At 63.9% G+C, this 15,405-nt stretch carries 12 protein-coding genes; 11 read left to right on the top strand and 1 reads right to left on the bottom strand.

All coding sequences use genetic code 11. The features are described from left to right. Positions 1-251 precede the first annotated feature (251 nt). From BM193_RS19590 to BM193_RS19545, 10 genes are all read left to right on the top strand, one after another. Positions 252-1,472 carry a maltoporin gene (locus BM193_RS19590; protein WP_092799495.1) on the top strand — a complete coding sequence of 407 codons (1,221 nt, stop codon included), beginning with the start codon at positions 252-254 and terminating at the stop codon, positions 1,470-1,472. A gap of 446 nt (positions 1,473-1,918) precedes the next feature. After that, positions 1,919-2,932, top strand: a complete 1,014-nt coding sequence (locus BM193_RS19585; protein WP_092799497.1) for a substrate-binding domain-containing protein — start codon at positions 1,919-1,921, stop codon at positions 2,930-2,932. Between the two features lie 305 nt (positions 2,933-3,237). Next, positions 3,238-4,875, top strand: a complete 1,638-nt coding sequence (locus BM193_RS19580; RefSeq protein WP_092799499.1) for an alpha-amylase family glycosyl hydrolase — start codon at positions 3,238-3,240, stop codon at positions 4,873-4,875. Positions 4,876-4,993: 118 nt separating this feature from the next. Next, entirely contained in the window at positions 4,994-6,079 is a 1,086-nt protein-coding gene (locus BM193_RS19575) for an ABC transporter ATP-binding protein (protein ID WP_092799501.1), read from the top strand. A 109-nt stretch (positions 6,080-6,188) separates the two neighbouring features. Continuing rightward, the gene (gene malE / locus BM193_RS19570; RefSeq protein WP_175533354.1) at positions 6,189-7,409 is read left to right on the top strand and encodes a maltose/maltodextrin ABC transporter substrate-binding protein MalE; all 1,221 of its coding nucleotides are present in this window, start codon (positions 6,189-6,191) and stop codon (positions 7,407-7,409) included. A gap of 95 nt (positions 7,410-7,504) precedes the next feature. Next, positions 7,505-9,016, top strand: a complete 1,512-nt coding sequence (malF, locus tag BM193_RS19565; protein WP_092799503.1) for a maltose ABC transporter permease MalF — start codon at positions 7,505-7,507, stop codon at positions 9,014-9,016. A gap of 10 nt (positions 9,017-9,026) precedes the next feature. Then, entirely contained in the window at positions 9,027-9,917 is an 891-nt protein-coding gene (gene malG, locus BM193_RS19560) for a maltose ABC transporter permease MalG (RefSeq protein WP_070218276.1), read from the top strand. 2 nt (positions 9,918-9,919) lie between these two features. Next, a complete protein-coding gene (locus BM193_RS19555) occupies positions 9,920-11,560 on the top strand; it encodes an alpha-amylase family glycosyl hydrolase (RefSeq protein ID WP_092799505.1) in 1,641 nt (546 codons plus the stop codon). Beyond that, the gene (locus BM193_RS19550; protein ID WP_092799507.1) at positions 11,557-12,468 is read left to right on the top strand and encodes a carbohydrate kinase family protein; all 912 of its coding nucleotides are present in this window, start codon (positions 11,557-11,559) and stop codon (positions 12,466-12,468) included. The genes BM193_RS19555 and BM193_RS19550 overlap by 4 nt, the downstream gene beginning before the upstream one ends. A 94-nt stretch (positions 12,469-12,562) precedes the next feature. After that, positions 12,563-13,849: an O-acetylhomoserine aminocarboxypropyltransferase/cysteine synthase family protein gene (locus tag BM193_RS19545; protein WP_092799509.1), complete on the top strand. Its 1,287-nt coding sequence runs from the start codon at positions 12,563-12,565 to the stop codon at positions 13,847-13,849. Here the strand turns inward: BM193_RS19545 and BM193_RS19540 are convergent. Then, complete coding sequence (locus BM193_RS19540; RefSeq protein WP_092799511.1) at positions 13,846-14,661, bottom strand: SDR family NAD(P)-dependent oxidoreductase; 816 nt, start codon at positions 14,659-14,661, stop codon at positions 13,846-13,848. The two genes, BM193_RS19545 and BM193_RS19540, sit on opposite strands and share 4 nt — an antisense overlap. Positions 14,662-14,839: 178 nt before the next feature. Between BM193_RS19540 and BM193_RS19535 the strand changes: the two genes are divergently transcribed. After that, a complete protein-coding gene (locus BM193_RS19535) occupies positions 14,840-15,397 on the top strand; it encodes a TetR/AcrR family transcriptional regulator (protein ID WP_092799513.1) in 558 nt (185 codons plus the stop codon). Positions 15,398-15,405: the final 8 nt, after the last annotated feature.

Raw genomic sequence — 15,405 nt, 5'->3', positions numbered from 1 at the left:
CGACCCAGCCCGCATTGCTTTCTCCGCACTCGGCGGCGCCGCCGCGCCGCCCCCTTCCTGATGTTTCTCCGCAACACTCCAAAAGTCCCGGAAAGATGCAAGGAACAAAACGAGTTTACTTATCAAAGCGCTTTGAACTATACTCAAAGCGCTTTGAAATATATTTAAAGCGCTTTGGCTGCGAACCGTGAGTGACCGCACGCCGATCTGCATCGATATACCTACAAACTTATAAAAACACTGGAGACGCAATGAACAAACATTTCTTGAAAGCTTTGCCTGCCGCCGTGGCGCTGGCCTTGAGCGCTTCGGCCGCCCAGGCCGCCCTGCCGATCGACTTCGGCGGCTATATCCGCTCGGGCTTCGGCACCAGCAGCGAAGGCGGCAAGGAAGCGTGTTTCGGCCTGGCTGGCGCCTCGTCCAAGTATCGCCTGGGCAATGAGTGCGAAACCTACGGCGAGCTGAAATTCGGCGGCGAAGCCTTCAAGGCAAGCAACGGCACCACTTTCCGCATCAATACGCTGGTGGCGTTTTCCGTCAACCAGAACCAGGACTGGGAGCAGTCGGACCCGTCGTGGCGCGAAATGAACGTGGTGGCCGACAAGATCGGTTCGGGCGCCTTCGCCGACGCGCGCGCCTGGGTCGGCAAGCGCTACTACGACCGCCAGGACGTGCACATCACCGATTACTACTTCTGGAATAACAGCGGCCCCGGCGCCGGCCTGGAAAACATCGACCTGGGCGCGGCCAAGCTGGCCTACGCCATCGTGCGCACGGCCGACGACGGCGACAGCAAGCGCATGGGCCTGTCCCACGACTTGCGCTTCTCGGGCATCAAGGTCAATCCGGACGGCGAACTGACGGTCGGCCTGCAATTCAACCAGAAGCGCAACGCGCAAGGCGCCGCTCCCGTCGCCAGCGGCCACTTGCTGACCCTGATGCATACGCAAGGCAACCTGCTGGGCGGCTTCAACAAGGTCGCATTGCAATTCGGCAAAGGCAGCGCCGCCAACACGGGCGGCTTCAGCCTGGGCGCCGACAAGGATGACAAGGTCACGCGCCTGACGGAACAGATCATGATCCAGCCGAAAGGCGCGTGGTCGGGCATGGCCACCTTCGTCTACGAAGACAAGGAAACGGCTGGCGTGAGCAGCAAATGGACATCGGTGGGCGCGCGTCCCGTCTACCACTTCACGGACAACTACAGCCTGGCCGTGGAACTGGGCCACGACATCGTCAAGCCGGAAGGGGGCGAAAGCCGCAACCTGACCAAGCTGACCTTCGCGCCGCAACTGTCGGCCGGCAACAGCTTCTGGTCGCGCCCCGTGCTGCGCGCCTTCTACACCTATGCCAAGTGGAACAAGGCGGCCCAGTCGGCGGCCGCGGCGGAATCGGCGCTGTCGTCGACGGGCGTGTTCGGCGGCAAGACCAACGGCAGCTCCATGGGTTTCCAAGTCGAATCCTGGTGGTAAGAGCATCTGAAAAACGTCCATGGCGGCGTTACAAGGGCTAGCCGTACCAGCGTACTGTCTTCGCCCTTGCGCCTGGCCCTGAACGTTTTATCAGACGCTCTCTATTAATGAGAGGCACCCCACACTGGCTGATGCCGCAAGGCGCCAGCCTCTGGCAGCAACACCGCCCGCTTTTTCAGGGGCAAGTAATATCCGGACCCACCATTTCGCCGCTGCACGCGATGGCCGGCAGCTACACTGTAGTGATTCAGCAGTATCCTCTTTTAACGCGGGCGCCCCTGGTTTGCCCGCGTATTTTTTTGCCTGCGGCCGCTACGGATCACTACCCTGATCACCACGGCATTTATCAGATAAACTATCCCACATCGCACCGCGCCGCCTCCGTCAACCCGCCGGACGCCGGCAGCGGCAAGACCCACCCAAGATGGACCCCGACTGCAGCATCCATGAACCTCAAAAATCTCGCCAAAACGCTAGGAATTTCCGAAACCACCGTCAGCCGCGCCTTGAATGGCTATCCGGAAGTGAGTGAACGCACGCGCGAACGGGTAATGGCCGCCGCGCAGGCGGCCGGCTACCGGCCCAACCCGATGGCGCGCAGCCTGGCCGTGGGCCGCACGAATATCGTCGGCATCATCTACCCGCTGATGCCCAACGACCTGGCCGACCCCATGTTCATCGAGATCGTCGGCGGCATGTCCGAAGCGCTGGAAGCGCAGCAGATGGACATGATGATCGCGCCCGCCTCGGCCACCAACGAATTCCACACCTATGAGCGCATGGTCAAGGGCCGCCGCATCGATGGCCTGGTGGTCGGACGCACCAAGCCGTTCGACGAGCGCATCGCCTACCTGGCGCAGCAGGGCATGCCGTTTGTCGCGCATGGCCGCACGCAGCTGAACCAGCCGCACGCCTGGTTCGACTACGACAACGAGGCGGGCATGCGCCTGGCCGTCGAGCGCCTGGCGCAGCTGGGCCACCAGCGCATCGGCCTGATCAGCGCCACGCCGGACCTGAACTTCGTGCGCCAGCGCGTCGAGAGTTTCCAGCACGCCATGCAGGCGGGCGGCCTGGCCGTCGATCCGGACAATCTGGTCGACAACGCGCACGACCGCCGCGCCGGCTACCAGGCCATGCAGCGCCTGCTGGCCCGCTCGCCCCGCCCCACGGCCGTCATCGTCGACAATCACATGTCGGGCGTAGGGGCCGTGCGGGCCCTGCTCGACGCGGGCATCGGCATCGGCCGCGAGATGTCGCTGATCGTCTGGGGCGTGATGGAAGATTCCCTGGCCGGCCATAACGTCACCACCGTCGTCCAGCCCGACCCGCGCGGCGCCGGCGCGAAGATGATCCACATGCTGCTGGCCCTGATGGACGGCACGCCCGTCAGCGACCTGCAGGAACTGTGGCCGTGCGAACTGCTGCCGGGCGAGTCGGCCGGGCCCGTCATGCGCGTCTGATTTCCCCCTGGAGCAAAGTACCGGGGTCGGTCACTGCGTGATCGGAATGCGTCCCACCGGGACGCATACCCCCCCCCCCGGCGGGTCCGACCCCGGCTCTCCCAAGGGATGCACATCCCTTCCCTGAATCACCCCCATAAAAAAATCGTATGTCTGGCGCGTGTATCGCTTTACTTTTCAAAGCGCTTTGAACTATACTCATTTCATACCCAAAGCGCTTTGAATTTTAGAACAAGACGTCAGCCTACCAACCAGCAGCGCCGCCCTGATAGCCAAGGCTACAGGCAACTTTTAAGAAATCATTCATGCCGACCATCCAGAACAATCTCGCCAACTTGCCCGCCGACTGGTGGCGCAGCGCCGTCATCTACCAGGTGTATCCACGCAGCTTCCTCGACAGCAATGGCGACGGCATCGGCGACTTGCCTGGCATTACCTCGAAACTCGATTACATCGCCTCCCTGGGCGTCGACATCGTCTGGATCTCGCCCTTCTTCACCTCGCCGATGAAGGACTTCGGCTACGACGTGGCCGATTTCTGCGACGTCGACCCGATGTTCGGCACGCTGGCCGATTTCGACCGCCTGGTGGCGCGCGCCCATGAGCTGGGCTTGAAAGTGATGATCGACCAGGTGCTGTCGCACTCGTCCGACAGCCACCCATGGTTCGTGGAAAGCCGTTCCAGCCGCGACAATCCGAAAGCCGACTGGTATGTGTGGGCCGACCAGAAGCCGGACGGCACCGTGCCGAACAACTGGCTGTCCGTGTTTGGCGGTTCGGCCTGGCAATGGGAGCCGCGCCGCGGCCAGTATTACCTGCACGATTTCCTCGCCAGCCAGCCCGACCTGAATTTCCACAACCCGGCCGTGCAGCAGGCGCAGCTGGACAACCTGCGCTTCTGGCTGGAACGGGGCGTCGACGGTTTCCGCTTCGACTCGTGCAATTTCCCGTACCACGATGCCCAGCTGCGCGACAATCCGCCGGCCGCCCAGCGCGATGCCAGCAGCGTGTCGGCCATCAATCCGTATGGCATGCAATCGCACCTGTACGACAAGACGCAACCGGAAAACATCGCCTATCTGCAGCGCGTGCGCGCCGTGCTCGACGAATACCAGGCCATTTCCATCGGCGAAGTGGGCGACGACAATGCGCTCGACACCATGGCCGCCTACACGACGGGCGGCGACAAGCTGCACATGGCCTACAGTTTCAACCTGCTGACGGCCGAATTCTCGGCCGCGCACATCCGCACGCAGGTGGAAGAATTCGAAGCCAAGGTGGCGGACGGCTGGGCATCCTGGTCGGTGGGCAACCACGACAGCGTGCGCGTCATGACGCGCTGGGGCGGCGAGCATCCGGCGCCGTCCCTGGCCAAGGTGGTGCTGGCCGTGCAGGTGGCCCTGAAAGGCACGCCATGCCTGTACCAGGGCGACGAGCTGGCCCTGACGGAAGCGGACTTGCCCTTCGAAGCGCTGCAAGACCCGTACGGCATCCCGTTCTGGCCCCAGTTCAAGGGCCGCGATGGCTGCCGCACGCCGATGCCGTGGGTGGCCGCTGCGCCCCATGGCGGCTTCAGCAACGCCAAACCCTGGCTGCCCGTGCCGCCCGAACACCTGGCGCGCGCCGTTGACGTGGAAGAAAACGATGCCGGTTCGCCGCTGCGCTTCGCGCAAGCCATCCTCGCCTGGCGCCGCACCCAGCCGCAACTGCTGGACGGCGACATCAGCTTCTTCGATGCGCCCGAGCCCGTGCTGGCCCTGCGCCGCGACCTGCCCGGCCACCCGTCCGTGCTGGCCGCCTTCAACCTGGGCACGCAAGCCGTCACGTTTTCCTGGCCAGACGCGGCGCCGGCGGCCGACCTGGCGGGCCACGGCTTGCCGGGCAGTAAAGGCGGTCAACAGATCAGCCTGCCCCCGCATGGCGGCTGGTTCGGCAGCGTGTAATCAAGCTTGAAGAAACATTCCAAAACGGAAATCCAACTGGGGCAGCACCAGCAGTTGGAAATACAATAATGAGCCCCGCGTTCCAGCGGGGCCGGATTGACATTGTGAGGAAGACAAAATGGCGGGACTGAAGTTAACAGGCTTGAAGAAGGCCTACGGCGACGTGCAGACCCTGCACGGCATCGACCTGGAGATCGCCGATGGCGAGTTCATGGTCTTCGTGGGCCCATCGGGTTGCGGCAAGTCCACCTTGCTGCGCAGCATCTGCGGCCTGGAGGAAATCAGCGGCGGCGATTTATTCATCGGCAAGACGCGCATGAACGACGTGCCGCCCGCCAAGCGCGGCATCGCCATGGTCTTCCAGAGCTACGCCCTGTACCCGCACATGAGCGTGGCGCAAAACATGGCCTTCGGCCTCAAACTGGCCGGCATGAGCAAGGTTCAGATTGCCGACGCCGTGCAGCGCGCCGCGCAGATCCTGCGCATCGAACCCTTGCTCGAACGCAAACCCAAAGACTTGTCGGGCGGCCAGCGCCAGCGCGTGGCCATCGGCCGCGCCATCGTGCGCAAGCCCGATGTCTTCCTGTTCGACGAACCGCTGTCCAACCTGGACGCCTCGCTGCGCGTGCAGATGCGCATCGAACTGGCGAATCTGCACCGCGAATTGCGCGCGACCATGATCTACGTCACGCATGACCAGGTCGAGGCGATGACCCTGGCCGACCGCATCGTCGTGCTCAACGCGGGCCGCATCGAACAGGTGGGCGCGCCACTGGAGTTGTACCACCATCCCGCCAACCTGTTCGTCGCCGGCTTCCTCGGTTCGCCCCGCATGAATTTCCTCAAGGGCAAGATCCACAGCTGCGCGGATGGCGTGGCCACGATCGCCACGAATGCGGGCGGCATGCTGCAGGCCGCATTGACGCAGCCGCTGGCCAGCGGCACGCAAGTGACCGTCGGCGCGCGCCCTGAACACGTGCAGGCGTGCGCGCCCGGCGCCACTGCCGCCATCACGGCCACCGTCCAGGCAGTCGAGAAACTGGGCGACATCAGCTATCTGTACGTACAGGTGCCGGGCGGCGACGAGCCGCTGGTGGTGCGCGCCGATGCCGAATCGGACTGGGCGATTGGCCAGTCCGTGGCGCTGCACGTGGCGCCTTCGCGCGTCCATGTGTTCGACGAGCACGGCCAGACCCGCACCTGATCTACCAGCTTTAGGGGCCAGGCGCTACAGGCGCCGCCTGGCCTGGTTGCATGTTTCAGCCTTGATACTCAACATAAACTTAGCATAAAAAAAGATACTGGAGATCGACATGTCCTACACCCAAGCGAAACGCAGCTTCATCAAAACCACCCTGATCGCCGCCGCCCTGGCCGGCATCGGCAACCTGGCCGCCGTCAGCATGGCCAACGCGGCCGAAGCAGGTACCCTGCTGATCTGGATCAATGGCGACAAGGGCTACAAGGGCCTGGCCAAGGTCGGCGAGGAATTCACCAAGAAGACGGGCGTCAAGGTCGTCGTCGAGCATCCGGAAGATGCGCCGAACAAATTCCAGCAGGCGGCCGCCGCCGGCAAGGGCCCGGACATCTGGATCTGGCCGCATGACCGCATCGGCACCTGGATCGACGCGGGCTTGCTGCAGCCACTGACGCCAAGCAAGGAAGCGCGCGCCGCCATCCTGCCGCTGGCGTGGAACGCCTTCACGGTCGGTGGCAAGACCTGGGGCTATCCGATGTCCATCGAAGCCGTCGCCCTCGTCTACAACAAGGACCTGGTGCCGACCCCGCCAAAAACCTTCGAGGAAATCGCCGCGCTGGACAAGAAGCTGTCTAGCCAGGGCAAGAAGGCCATCCTGTGGGATTACACGAACACCTATTTCACGTGGCCATTGCTGGGCGCGGGCGGCGGCTTCCCGTTTGAAGTCAAGGCCGATGGCCGCTACGATGCGGCCAAGACGGGCGTCAACAATGCCGGTTCGCAAGCGGGCGTGAATGCGCTGATGACCCTGATCAACAGCGGCGCCATGCCGAAGGGTGCCGGTTACGCGGAGATGGAAGCGGGCTTTAATCAGGGCAAGATCGCCATGATGATCAATGGCCCATGGTCGTGGGACAACGCGCGCAAGTCGAAGATCAATTTCGGCGTGGCGACGATCCCGACCGTGGCCGGCAAGACGGCCACGCCATTCGTGGGCGTGCTGGGCGCGATGATTTCCAAGGCCAGCCCGAACAAGGACCTGGCGACGGAATTCCTGGAAAACCAGATGCTGCAGATCAACGGCCTGAAAACCATCAATGCCGACGTCCCGCTGGGCACGCCAGCGAACAAGGTGCTGTTCGCGGAATTGAAAGCCAACCCGAACATCCAGGCCACGATGGAAAGCGCGCAAGCGGGCCGTCCGATGCCGAACAATCCGGAAATGGGCCGCTTCTGGTCGTCGATGCAATCGGCGCTGGAAAACATCACGCAAGGCCGCCAGACGACCAAGGATGGCCTCGATGCGGCGGCGAAGCGGATTACGACGGCGAATTAATGTAGGTATCCCTCACCCCAGGCAAAAATCTGGGGTCAGACCCGGCGGGTCTGACCCCGGCATTCTGCTGCGTTCATCTTCACAGGTATCCCATCGTGCGCAAGTTTATCGGCCCTACGGTATTGACCATCAGCATGGCGCTGGGTCTGTATCTGCTCTTCATGTTGTACATTTCCGGCCAGACCATGCTGGCCGCCGTTTTCCTCGGCTTGCTGACCCTGACGACGTTTGTCTTCACGTCGCCGCGCGCCTATGCCTACCGCTATCTGTTTCCCGGCATCACGGCGGTCATCGTCTTCGTGCTGCTGCCGATGGTGTACACGGTGTCGATCGGCTTTACCAATTTCAGCTCGCGCAATCTGCTCACCTACGAGCGGGCCACGCAATACCTGCTGGATGAAACGCAGCGCGTGGAAAGCACGGGCTATGCGCTGACCGTGCATCCCGACAACAAGGAATACCGTTTGCGCCTGGAAAGCCCGGACACGGGCGAAGTGCTGCTGACCGAGCCGCTGGCCCTGAAACGCGCCGTGCCCCTGAGCGTGGACGTGGCGCCGGCCGACCCCGTGCAGGCGCCCGTGCTGGCCCCGCCGCTGCCCATCAAGGACATCATCGCCCTGCAAAAGGATTTGAAGCTGCTGACGCTCGTTCTGCCGAACAAGATCGAGCTGCGCATGGTGGGCTTGCGCGAATTCGGCCCCGTTGCGCATGTCTACAAGCAATTGCCCGACAAGACCCTGAAAAAAGTCGCCACGGGCGAACTGGTCACGCCGAACTTCAAGACGGGCTTTTATGAAATGCCGGACGGCACGAAACTGGAACCGGGCTTCAAGGTCAACGTCGGCTTCGCCAACTTCGTCAAAATCTTCTCCGATGAAGCGTTCCGCGGCCCTTTCCTGCGCATTTTCGTCTGGACCATCGTCTTCGCCCTGATCAGCGTGGCCACCACGACGGGCCTGGGCATGGTGCTGGCCGTGCTCTTGAACTGGGATGCGCTGCGCTTCCGCGGCCTGTACCGCACCCTGCTGTTCCTGCCGTACGCCGTGCCCGGCTTCATCTCCATCCTGGTCTTCAAGGGGCTGTTCAACAATAACTTTGGCGAGATCAACCTGGTGCTCGATGCCCTGTTCGGCATCAAGCCCGCCTGGTTCTCGGACACCACCCTGGCCAAGGCGATGATCCTGATCGTCAATACCTGGCTCGGCTACCCCTACATGATGGTGGTGTGCATGGGCCTGATCAAGGCGATCCCGGCCGACCTGTACGAAGCGTCGGCCCTGGCCGGCGCGGGACCGCTGACGAATTTTTTCAAGATCACCCTGCCCCTGATCATCAAGCCGCTGACGCCGCTGATGGTGGCCAGCCTGGGCTTTAATTTCAATAATTTCGTGCTGATCAGCTTGCTCACGGGCGGACGTCCCGATTTCCTCGACACGACCTTACCGGCCGGCACGACGGATTTGCTCGTGTCCTACACCTACCGCATCGCGTTCGAGGATTCCGGCCAGAACTTTGGCCTGGCCGCCGCCATCTCGACCCTGATCTTCTTCCTCGTGGCCGCGATTTCGCTGGTCAACATGCGCCTGACGCGCATGAACAAAGCTTAAAGGACAGCATATGGCTATCGTTGTCGACCGCTCCAACCGCTGGCGCATCCTGGCGGCCCACGTCGCCGTGATCGCGCTGATCGCGCTGGTGATGTTCCCCTTCCTGATGATCCTGTCGATTTCACTCAGGCCCGGCAACTTCGCCTCGGGCAGCCTGATCCCGCCCGAGATCAGCTTCGAACACTGGCGCCTGGCGCTGGGCATGTCCTACCAGGCGCCCAATGGCGCCCTGGTCGAGCCGGACTTCCCCGTGCTGCTGTGGCTGTGGAACTCCATCAAGGTGGCCAGCATGAGCGCCACCGTCACCGTGCTGCTGTCGACCACCTGCGCGTATGCGTTCGCGCGCATGCAGTTCCGCTTCAAGTCGCAGACGCTGTCGGCGCTGATGCTGCTGCAGATGTTCCCCGCCGTGCTGGCCCTGGTGGCCATCTACGCCATCTTCGACGTGCTGGGCAGCTACGTGCCATGGCTGGGCATCGACCACCACGGCAGTCTGGTGCTCGCCTACACGGGCGGCATCGCCCTGCATATCTGGACCATCAAGGGCTACTACCAAACCATCCCCGTGGAAATCGAGGAAGCGGCCAAGGTGGACGGCGCCACGCAGTGGCAAGCCTTCGTCTACGTGCTGCTGCCGATGACGGTACCCATCCTGATGGTGGTGTTCCTGCTGTCCTTCATCGGCGCCATCATCGAATACCCGATCGCCTCCGTGCTGCTGCACGAGCAGAACAACCTGACCCTGGCCGTCGGCTCCAAGCTGTTCCTGTACGAGCAAAAATACCTGTGGGGCGACTTCGCCGCGGCGGCCATTTTGTCCGGTCTGCCCATCACGGCCGTGTTCCTGCTGGCGCAAAAATGGATGATCTCCGGCCTCACGGCCGGCGGCGTGAAAGGCTGACCATGCGGCGCACCCTGACCACGCTGGCCGCCCTGCTCTTCTGCGCCCCGGCGCAGACAGGCAGCTTTGCGGACAACCCCATCGTCTACTTCGCCGTGACGGATCGCTTCGCCAACGGCAATCCCGGCAACGACCATTCCTATGGCCGCGCCGCCGACCCGGAAGGCGGCGATGTCGGCAGCTTTCACGGCGGCGACATCGCCGGCCTCACGCAGCAGCTCAAGGCCGGCTATTTCAAGGCGCTGGGCGTCAACGCCCTGTGGATCACGGCGCCGTACGAGCAGATCCACGGCTGGGTGGTGGGCGGCAAGCAGCAATTCCGGCACTACGCCTATCACGGCTACTGGGCGCTCGACTACACCACCATGGACGCCAGCATGGGCACGCGCGAGGAATTGCGCGAGATGGTCGACACGGCCCACGCGCAAGGCATCCGCGTGCTGTTCGACGTGGTGCTGAACCATCCCGCCTACGCGGACCTGCGCACCCTGGCCGAGTACAAGGTGCCCGTGCTGTGGCCGGGCCACGAGCAGGCGGGCCTGCGCGACTACCACAGCTTCATCGACTACAACAACTTCGCATTCAAGCAGTGGTGGGGCCCGGACTGGGTGCGCGCGGGCCTGCCCGGCTATCCCGATGGAGGCGAGACTGATTTCACCATGCAGCTGGCCTACCTGCCCGACTTCCGCACGGAAAGCGGCAAGGCCGTGGGCTTGCCGCCCCTCCTGCAGCGCAAGCCCGACACGCGCGCCGTGGCCCTGCCCGATACCAGCGTGCGCGGCTACCTGGTCCACTGGCTGGCCGACTGGGTGCGCGAATTCGGCGTCGACGGTTTCAGGGCCGACACCGTCAAGCACGTGGAGCCGGCCAGCTGGCTGGCCCTGCGCGCGGCCGCCACCGAGGCCCTGGCCGACTGGAAGACGCGCCATCCCGAACAGAAAATCGACGATGCGCCGTTCTGGATGACGGGCGAGGCGTGGGGCCATGGCCCCGAGCGCAGCAGCTGGCATGACGCGGGCTTCGACTCGATGATCAATTTCGATTTCCAGCACCGCGCGGGCGGCGGCTGGAAAAGCCTCGATGGCGTGTACCGCCAGTATGCGGGACTGCTGGGCAAGCGCCTGGGCAATGCGCCCCGCCACGATATCCTGTCGTACATCTCCTCGCACGACACCAGCCTGTTCCCGCGCGATCAGTTGAAACACGGCTTGAGCGCCCTGCTGCTGGCGCCGGGCGGCGTGCAGCTGTTCTATGGCGATGAAAGCGCGCGCCAGCCCGGCGCGGCGCCCATCGGCGACGAACAGCAGGCCACCCGCTCCGACATGAACTGGAGCACGCTCGATGCAGCCACCCTCGCGCATGCGCGCAAGCTGGGCCAGTTCCGCTTGCGCCACCCTGCCCTGGCGCGCGGCGAGCATCGCCTGATCGATGAAACGCCGTATGCGTTCGCGCGCGTGACGCCCGATGACGCCATCATCGCCGTGCCCGAGGCGCAGGGCGCCATCACATTGAAGGTGCGCGGCGTGTTCGCCGATGGCGCCCTGCTGCGCGACGCCTACACGAACCAGACATACTTAATCAAAGATGGTGCCGTCGCGGTGAATGCGGCCGGCACCGTCCTGTTAGAAAAGGCGGCACCATGAGTACCTATGACATTCTAGTGGTTGGCGGCGCCGGCATCGACACCATCGTGCGCGTCCCCGACCGGCAATTGCCCGTGGCCGATTCCGTGCACGTGCCGCCCATCCGCGACTACGTGGCGCACACGGGCAATGGCGTGGCCCTCGGCTGCCACGCGCTGGGCCTGCGCTGCAAGTTCATCGATTTCATCGGCGACGATGCGCAAGGGGCGGCCATCCTGCAGCGCTATAAAGATGCCAGGCTCGATTTTTCGCATCTGGTGGAGCCCTCCGGCACGCGGCGCAGCGTCAACCTGGTCGACCCGCAGGGACGCCGGCTGTCGCTGTACGACGGCCGCCACCCGGAAGACGTGCGCATGCCCGCCGCCTTTTATCTGCCCTACCTGGGCCCGGCGCGCCACGCGCACTTTTCCATCATGGGCTGGGTGGCCGAACTGTTTGACGATGCACAGACGTGCGGCACGACGGTGTCGACCGACTTGCACGACTGGGATGGCGTCAACCCGCACCACAGGCCGTTCGCGCTGCGCGCCGACCTGGTCTTCCTCAGCACGGCTGCGCTGGGCGAACGCCGGGAGTCCGTCATGCGCGCGATCGTCGCCGAAGGCCGCGCGCAGGCCGTGATCGCCATGGCGGGCGCGCACGGCGCCTACCTGCTGGAACGGGGCAGCGGCGAAGTGCGCCACACGCCGACGGCAGGCTTGAAATTGCCCGTGGTGGACACGAATGGCGCGGGCGACGCGTTCGTCGCCGCCTTTTTGCACGCCTGGCTGGGTGGCATGCCGCTGGATGACGCCATGCGCCGCGGCGCCATCGCGGGCGCCTTCGCCTGCGCCAGCCCCGGCACGCATGAACGCTTCATCAATCGGGAAGAGCTGCACGGCTTATACCAGGCATGCACTAGCTTATAACTTAATATTCTATCAAGCGTAGCAAGCAGCTAACGGTCGCATGGCACAATGACTGCGGATTTCACCACCGCATATCACTGACACCGGAGACCACATGAGAATCGAAACCCTGGCCGTGCATGCCGGCTACACCCCCGACCCCACCACCAAGGCCGCCGCCGTCCCCATCTACCAGACGGTGGCGTATGCCTTCGACAACGCCCAGCATGGCGCCGACCTGTTCGACCTGAAGGTCGCCGGGAATATCTACACGCGCATCATGAATCCCACGCAGGACGTGCTGGAAAAGCGCGTCGCGGCGCTGGAAGGCGGCGTGGCCGCGCTGGCCGTGGCGTCGGGCATGGCGGCCATCACCTACGCGATCCAGACCATCGCCGAAGCGGGCGACAATTTCATCTCCGCCAGCCAGCTGTATGGCGGCACCTACAACCTGTTTGCCCACACCCTGCCGCAGATCGGCATCGAGGTGCGCTTCGCCGACGCGCGCCAGCCCGAGACCTTCGCCGCCCTGATCGACGCGCGCACCAAGGCCATCTTCTGCGAATCGATCGGCAACCCGCTGGGCAATGTGACGGACGTGGCCAAGCTGGCCGAGATCGCGCACGCGCACGGCATCCCGCTGATCGTCGATAACACGGTGCCCAGTCCCTACCTGTTCCGCCCCATCGAGCATGGCGCCGACATCGTGGTCCACTCGCTGACCAAGTACCTGGGCGGCCACGGCACCACCGTGGGCGGCGCCATCGTCGACAGCGGCACATTCCCGTGGGCAGAACACAAGGAGCGCTTCAAGCGCCTGAACGAGCCGGACGTGTCCTACCACGGCGTGGTCTACACGGAAGCGTTCGGCCCCGCCGCCTTCATCGGCCGCGCGCGCGTCGTCCCGCTGCGCAACATGGGCGCGGCCATTTCTCCGCTCTCCGCCTTCCAGCTGATCCAGGGCATCGAGACCCTGGCCCTGCGCATGGACCGCATCTGCGACAACACGCTGGCCCTGGCCAAACACCTGAAAAACCATCCGAAGGTCGCGTGGGTCAACTACGCGGGCCTGGAAGACCACCCTGATTACGCGCTGGTCAAAAAATACATGGGTGGCCGCGCCTCGGGCATCTTGTCCTTCGGCCTGAAGCTGGCCACAGGCGAAGATCCGCGCGCGGCCGGCGCGCGCGTGCTCGACGCCCTGCAGCTGTTTACGCGCCTGGTCAACATCGGCGACGCCAAGTCGCTGGCCACGCACCCGGCGTCCACCACGCACCGCCAGCTCAATCCCGAGGAACTGGCCAAGGCGGGCGTGTCCGAAGACATGCTGCGCCTGTCCGTCGGCATCGAGCATATCGACGACCTGCGCGAAGACCTGGAACAGGCGCTCAATGCCGCTTAAACGCTGGCGCTGGCGCTGACGCCGTAGCGCGATGCCGGCTTGCCACGCATCGCGCCCGCGAACAGCGCCAGGCGCGCCGCGTCGAAGCGCTCCCAGAGCTCCTTGTCCTCCACGGAGGGCAAGGTCACCAGTTCTCCCTGGTCCAGGCCTGCCAGCGCCGCATCGACGCAGTCTTCCGCGCGCATGATGGTGGCCTGGTCCAGCTGCGACAGCGGCACGCCGCTCAATTCCCAGATTTCCGTCGCCGTCGATGCGGGCAGCACCAGCTGCACCACGATGCCCGTGCCGGCCAGTTCCTGCTGCAAGCCGCGCGTGAAGTTCATCACATAGCCCTTGGTGGCGCTGTAGACCGTGCTGACGGGCAGGATGTGGAAGGACAGCACGGAGCCGATATTGATGATGGTGCCCCCGTTGCGCTGCTTGAAGCGCGGCAGCACGGCGTAGCTCAACTCGGCCAGCGCCGTCACATTCACCTTGTCCATCGTGGCGATCTTCTCCGCGGACGTATCGAGCACGGGCGCCAGGGTCGAGGCGCCCGCGTTATTCACCAGCATGGTGATGGCGGAATTGGTGGCCAGCTCCGTGGCCACGCGCTGCAGGTCGGCCGGCGCGGACAGATCCGCCGCCATGGCGCGCACGGCCACGCCGTATTTTTCCGCCAGCGACTTGGCCAGCACGCCCAGGCGCTCCACCCTGCGCGCCACCAAAATCAGATCAAAGCCGCGGCTGGCCAGGCGGTCCGCATAGATGGCGCCCAGGCCCGAGGAGGCGCCGGTGACGAGGGCCGTGCCCGGTGTATTGACTGTATTCATGATGATTCCTTTGCAATTGGTAAATTCGAATGAATGGTTTCCAGCACGACGGGTCAAACATGACACCTGTCATGCTTGATGCGACATTAAACATGACGATCATCATGCTTAATGTCGCAAGCATGACGTGCGTAATGTATGATGTCAACAGAAATTATTTAATGACCGGGAGAACACCATGCGATACCCAGCGGCCGAAACGGCAGAAAAACACCAGCGCATCCTGCAGGAAGCGGCGCGCTTGTTCCGTGAACAGGGTTTTGACGGCGTCAGCGTGGGACAGATCATGAAGGCGACGGGACTCACGCATGGCCCGTTCTACAACCACTTCGCCTCGAAGGAAGCGCTGATGGCGGAAAGCACCCTGCACGGTTCGGAGCACTCGCGCGCGGCGCTCGATGCGGCAACCATCAGCCCGGAAGCCATGCGCCAGTACGTGCGCGACTACCTGAGCGCGCAGCACCGCGATGGCCCCGGCGACGGCTGCCTGCTGGCGGCGCTGGCCGGCGACGCGCGCAAGCAGCCGGCAGTGCTGCCCGCCTTCACCTTCCACCTGAAATCCATCATCGGCAAGCTGGCGGCGCATTTTCCGTGGCAGAAAAAACGCGACCCGCGCCAGGAAGCCATCGTCATGCTGTCGGCCATGGTGGGCGCCGTGGCGCTGTCGCGCGCCGTCGACGATGCCGCGTTCTCGGATGAGATCCTGGCGGCGGTAAGAACCGCATTTACAGAGTAGCTCCGATC

Origin of the sequence: Janthinobacterium sp. 344 (genome assembly GCF_900112025.1) — a bacterium.
GTDB lineage: Bacteria > Pseudomonadota > Gammaproteobacteria > Burkholderiales > Burkholderiaceae_D > Janthinobacterium.
Note: the sequence above shows the minus strand (reverse complement) of the source record. Positions and strands in the feature narration are given on the sequence as shown.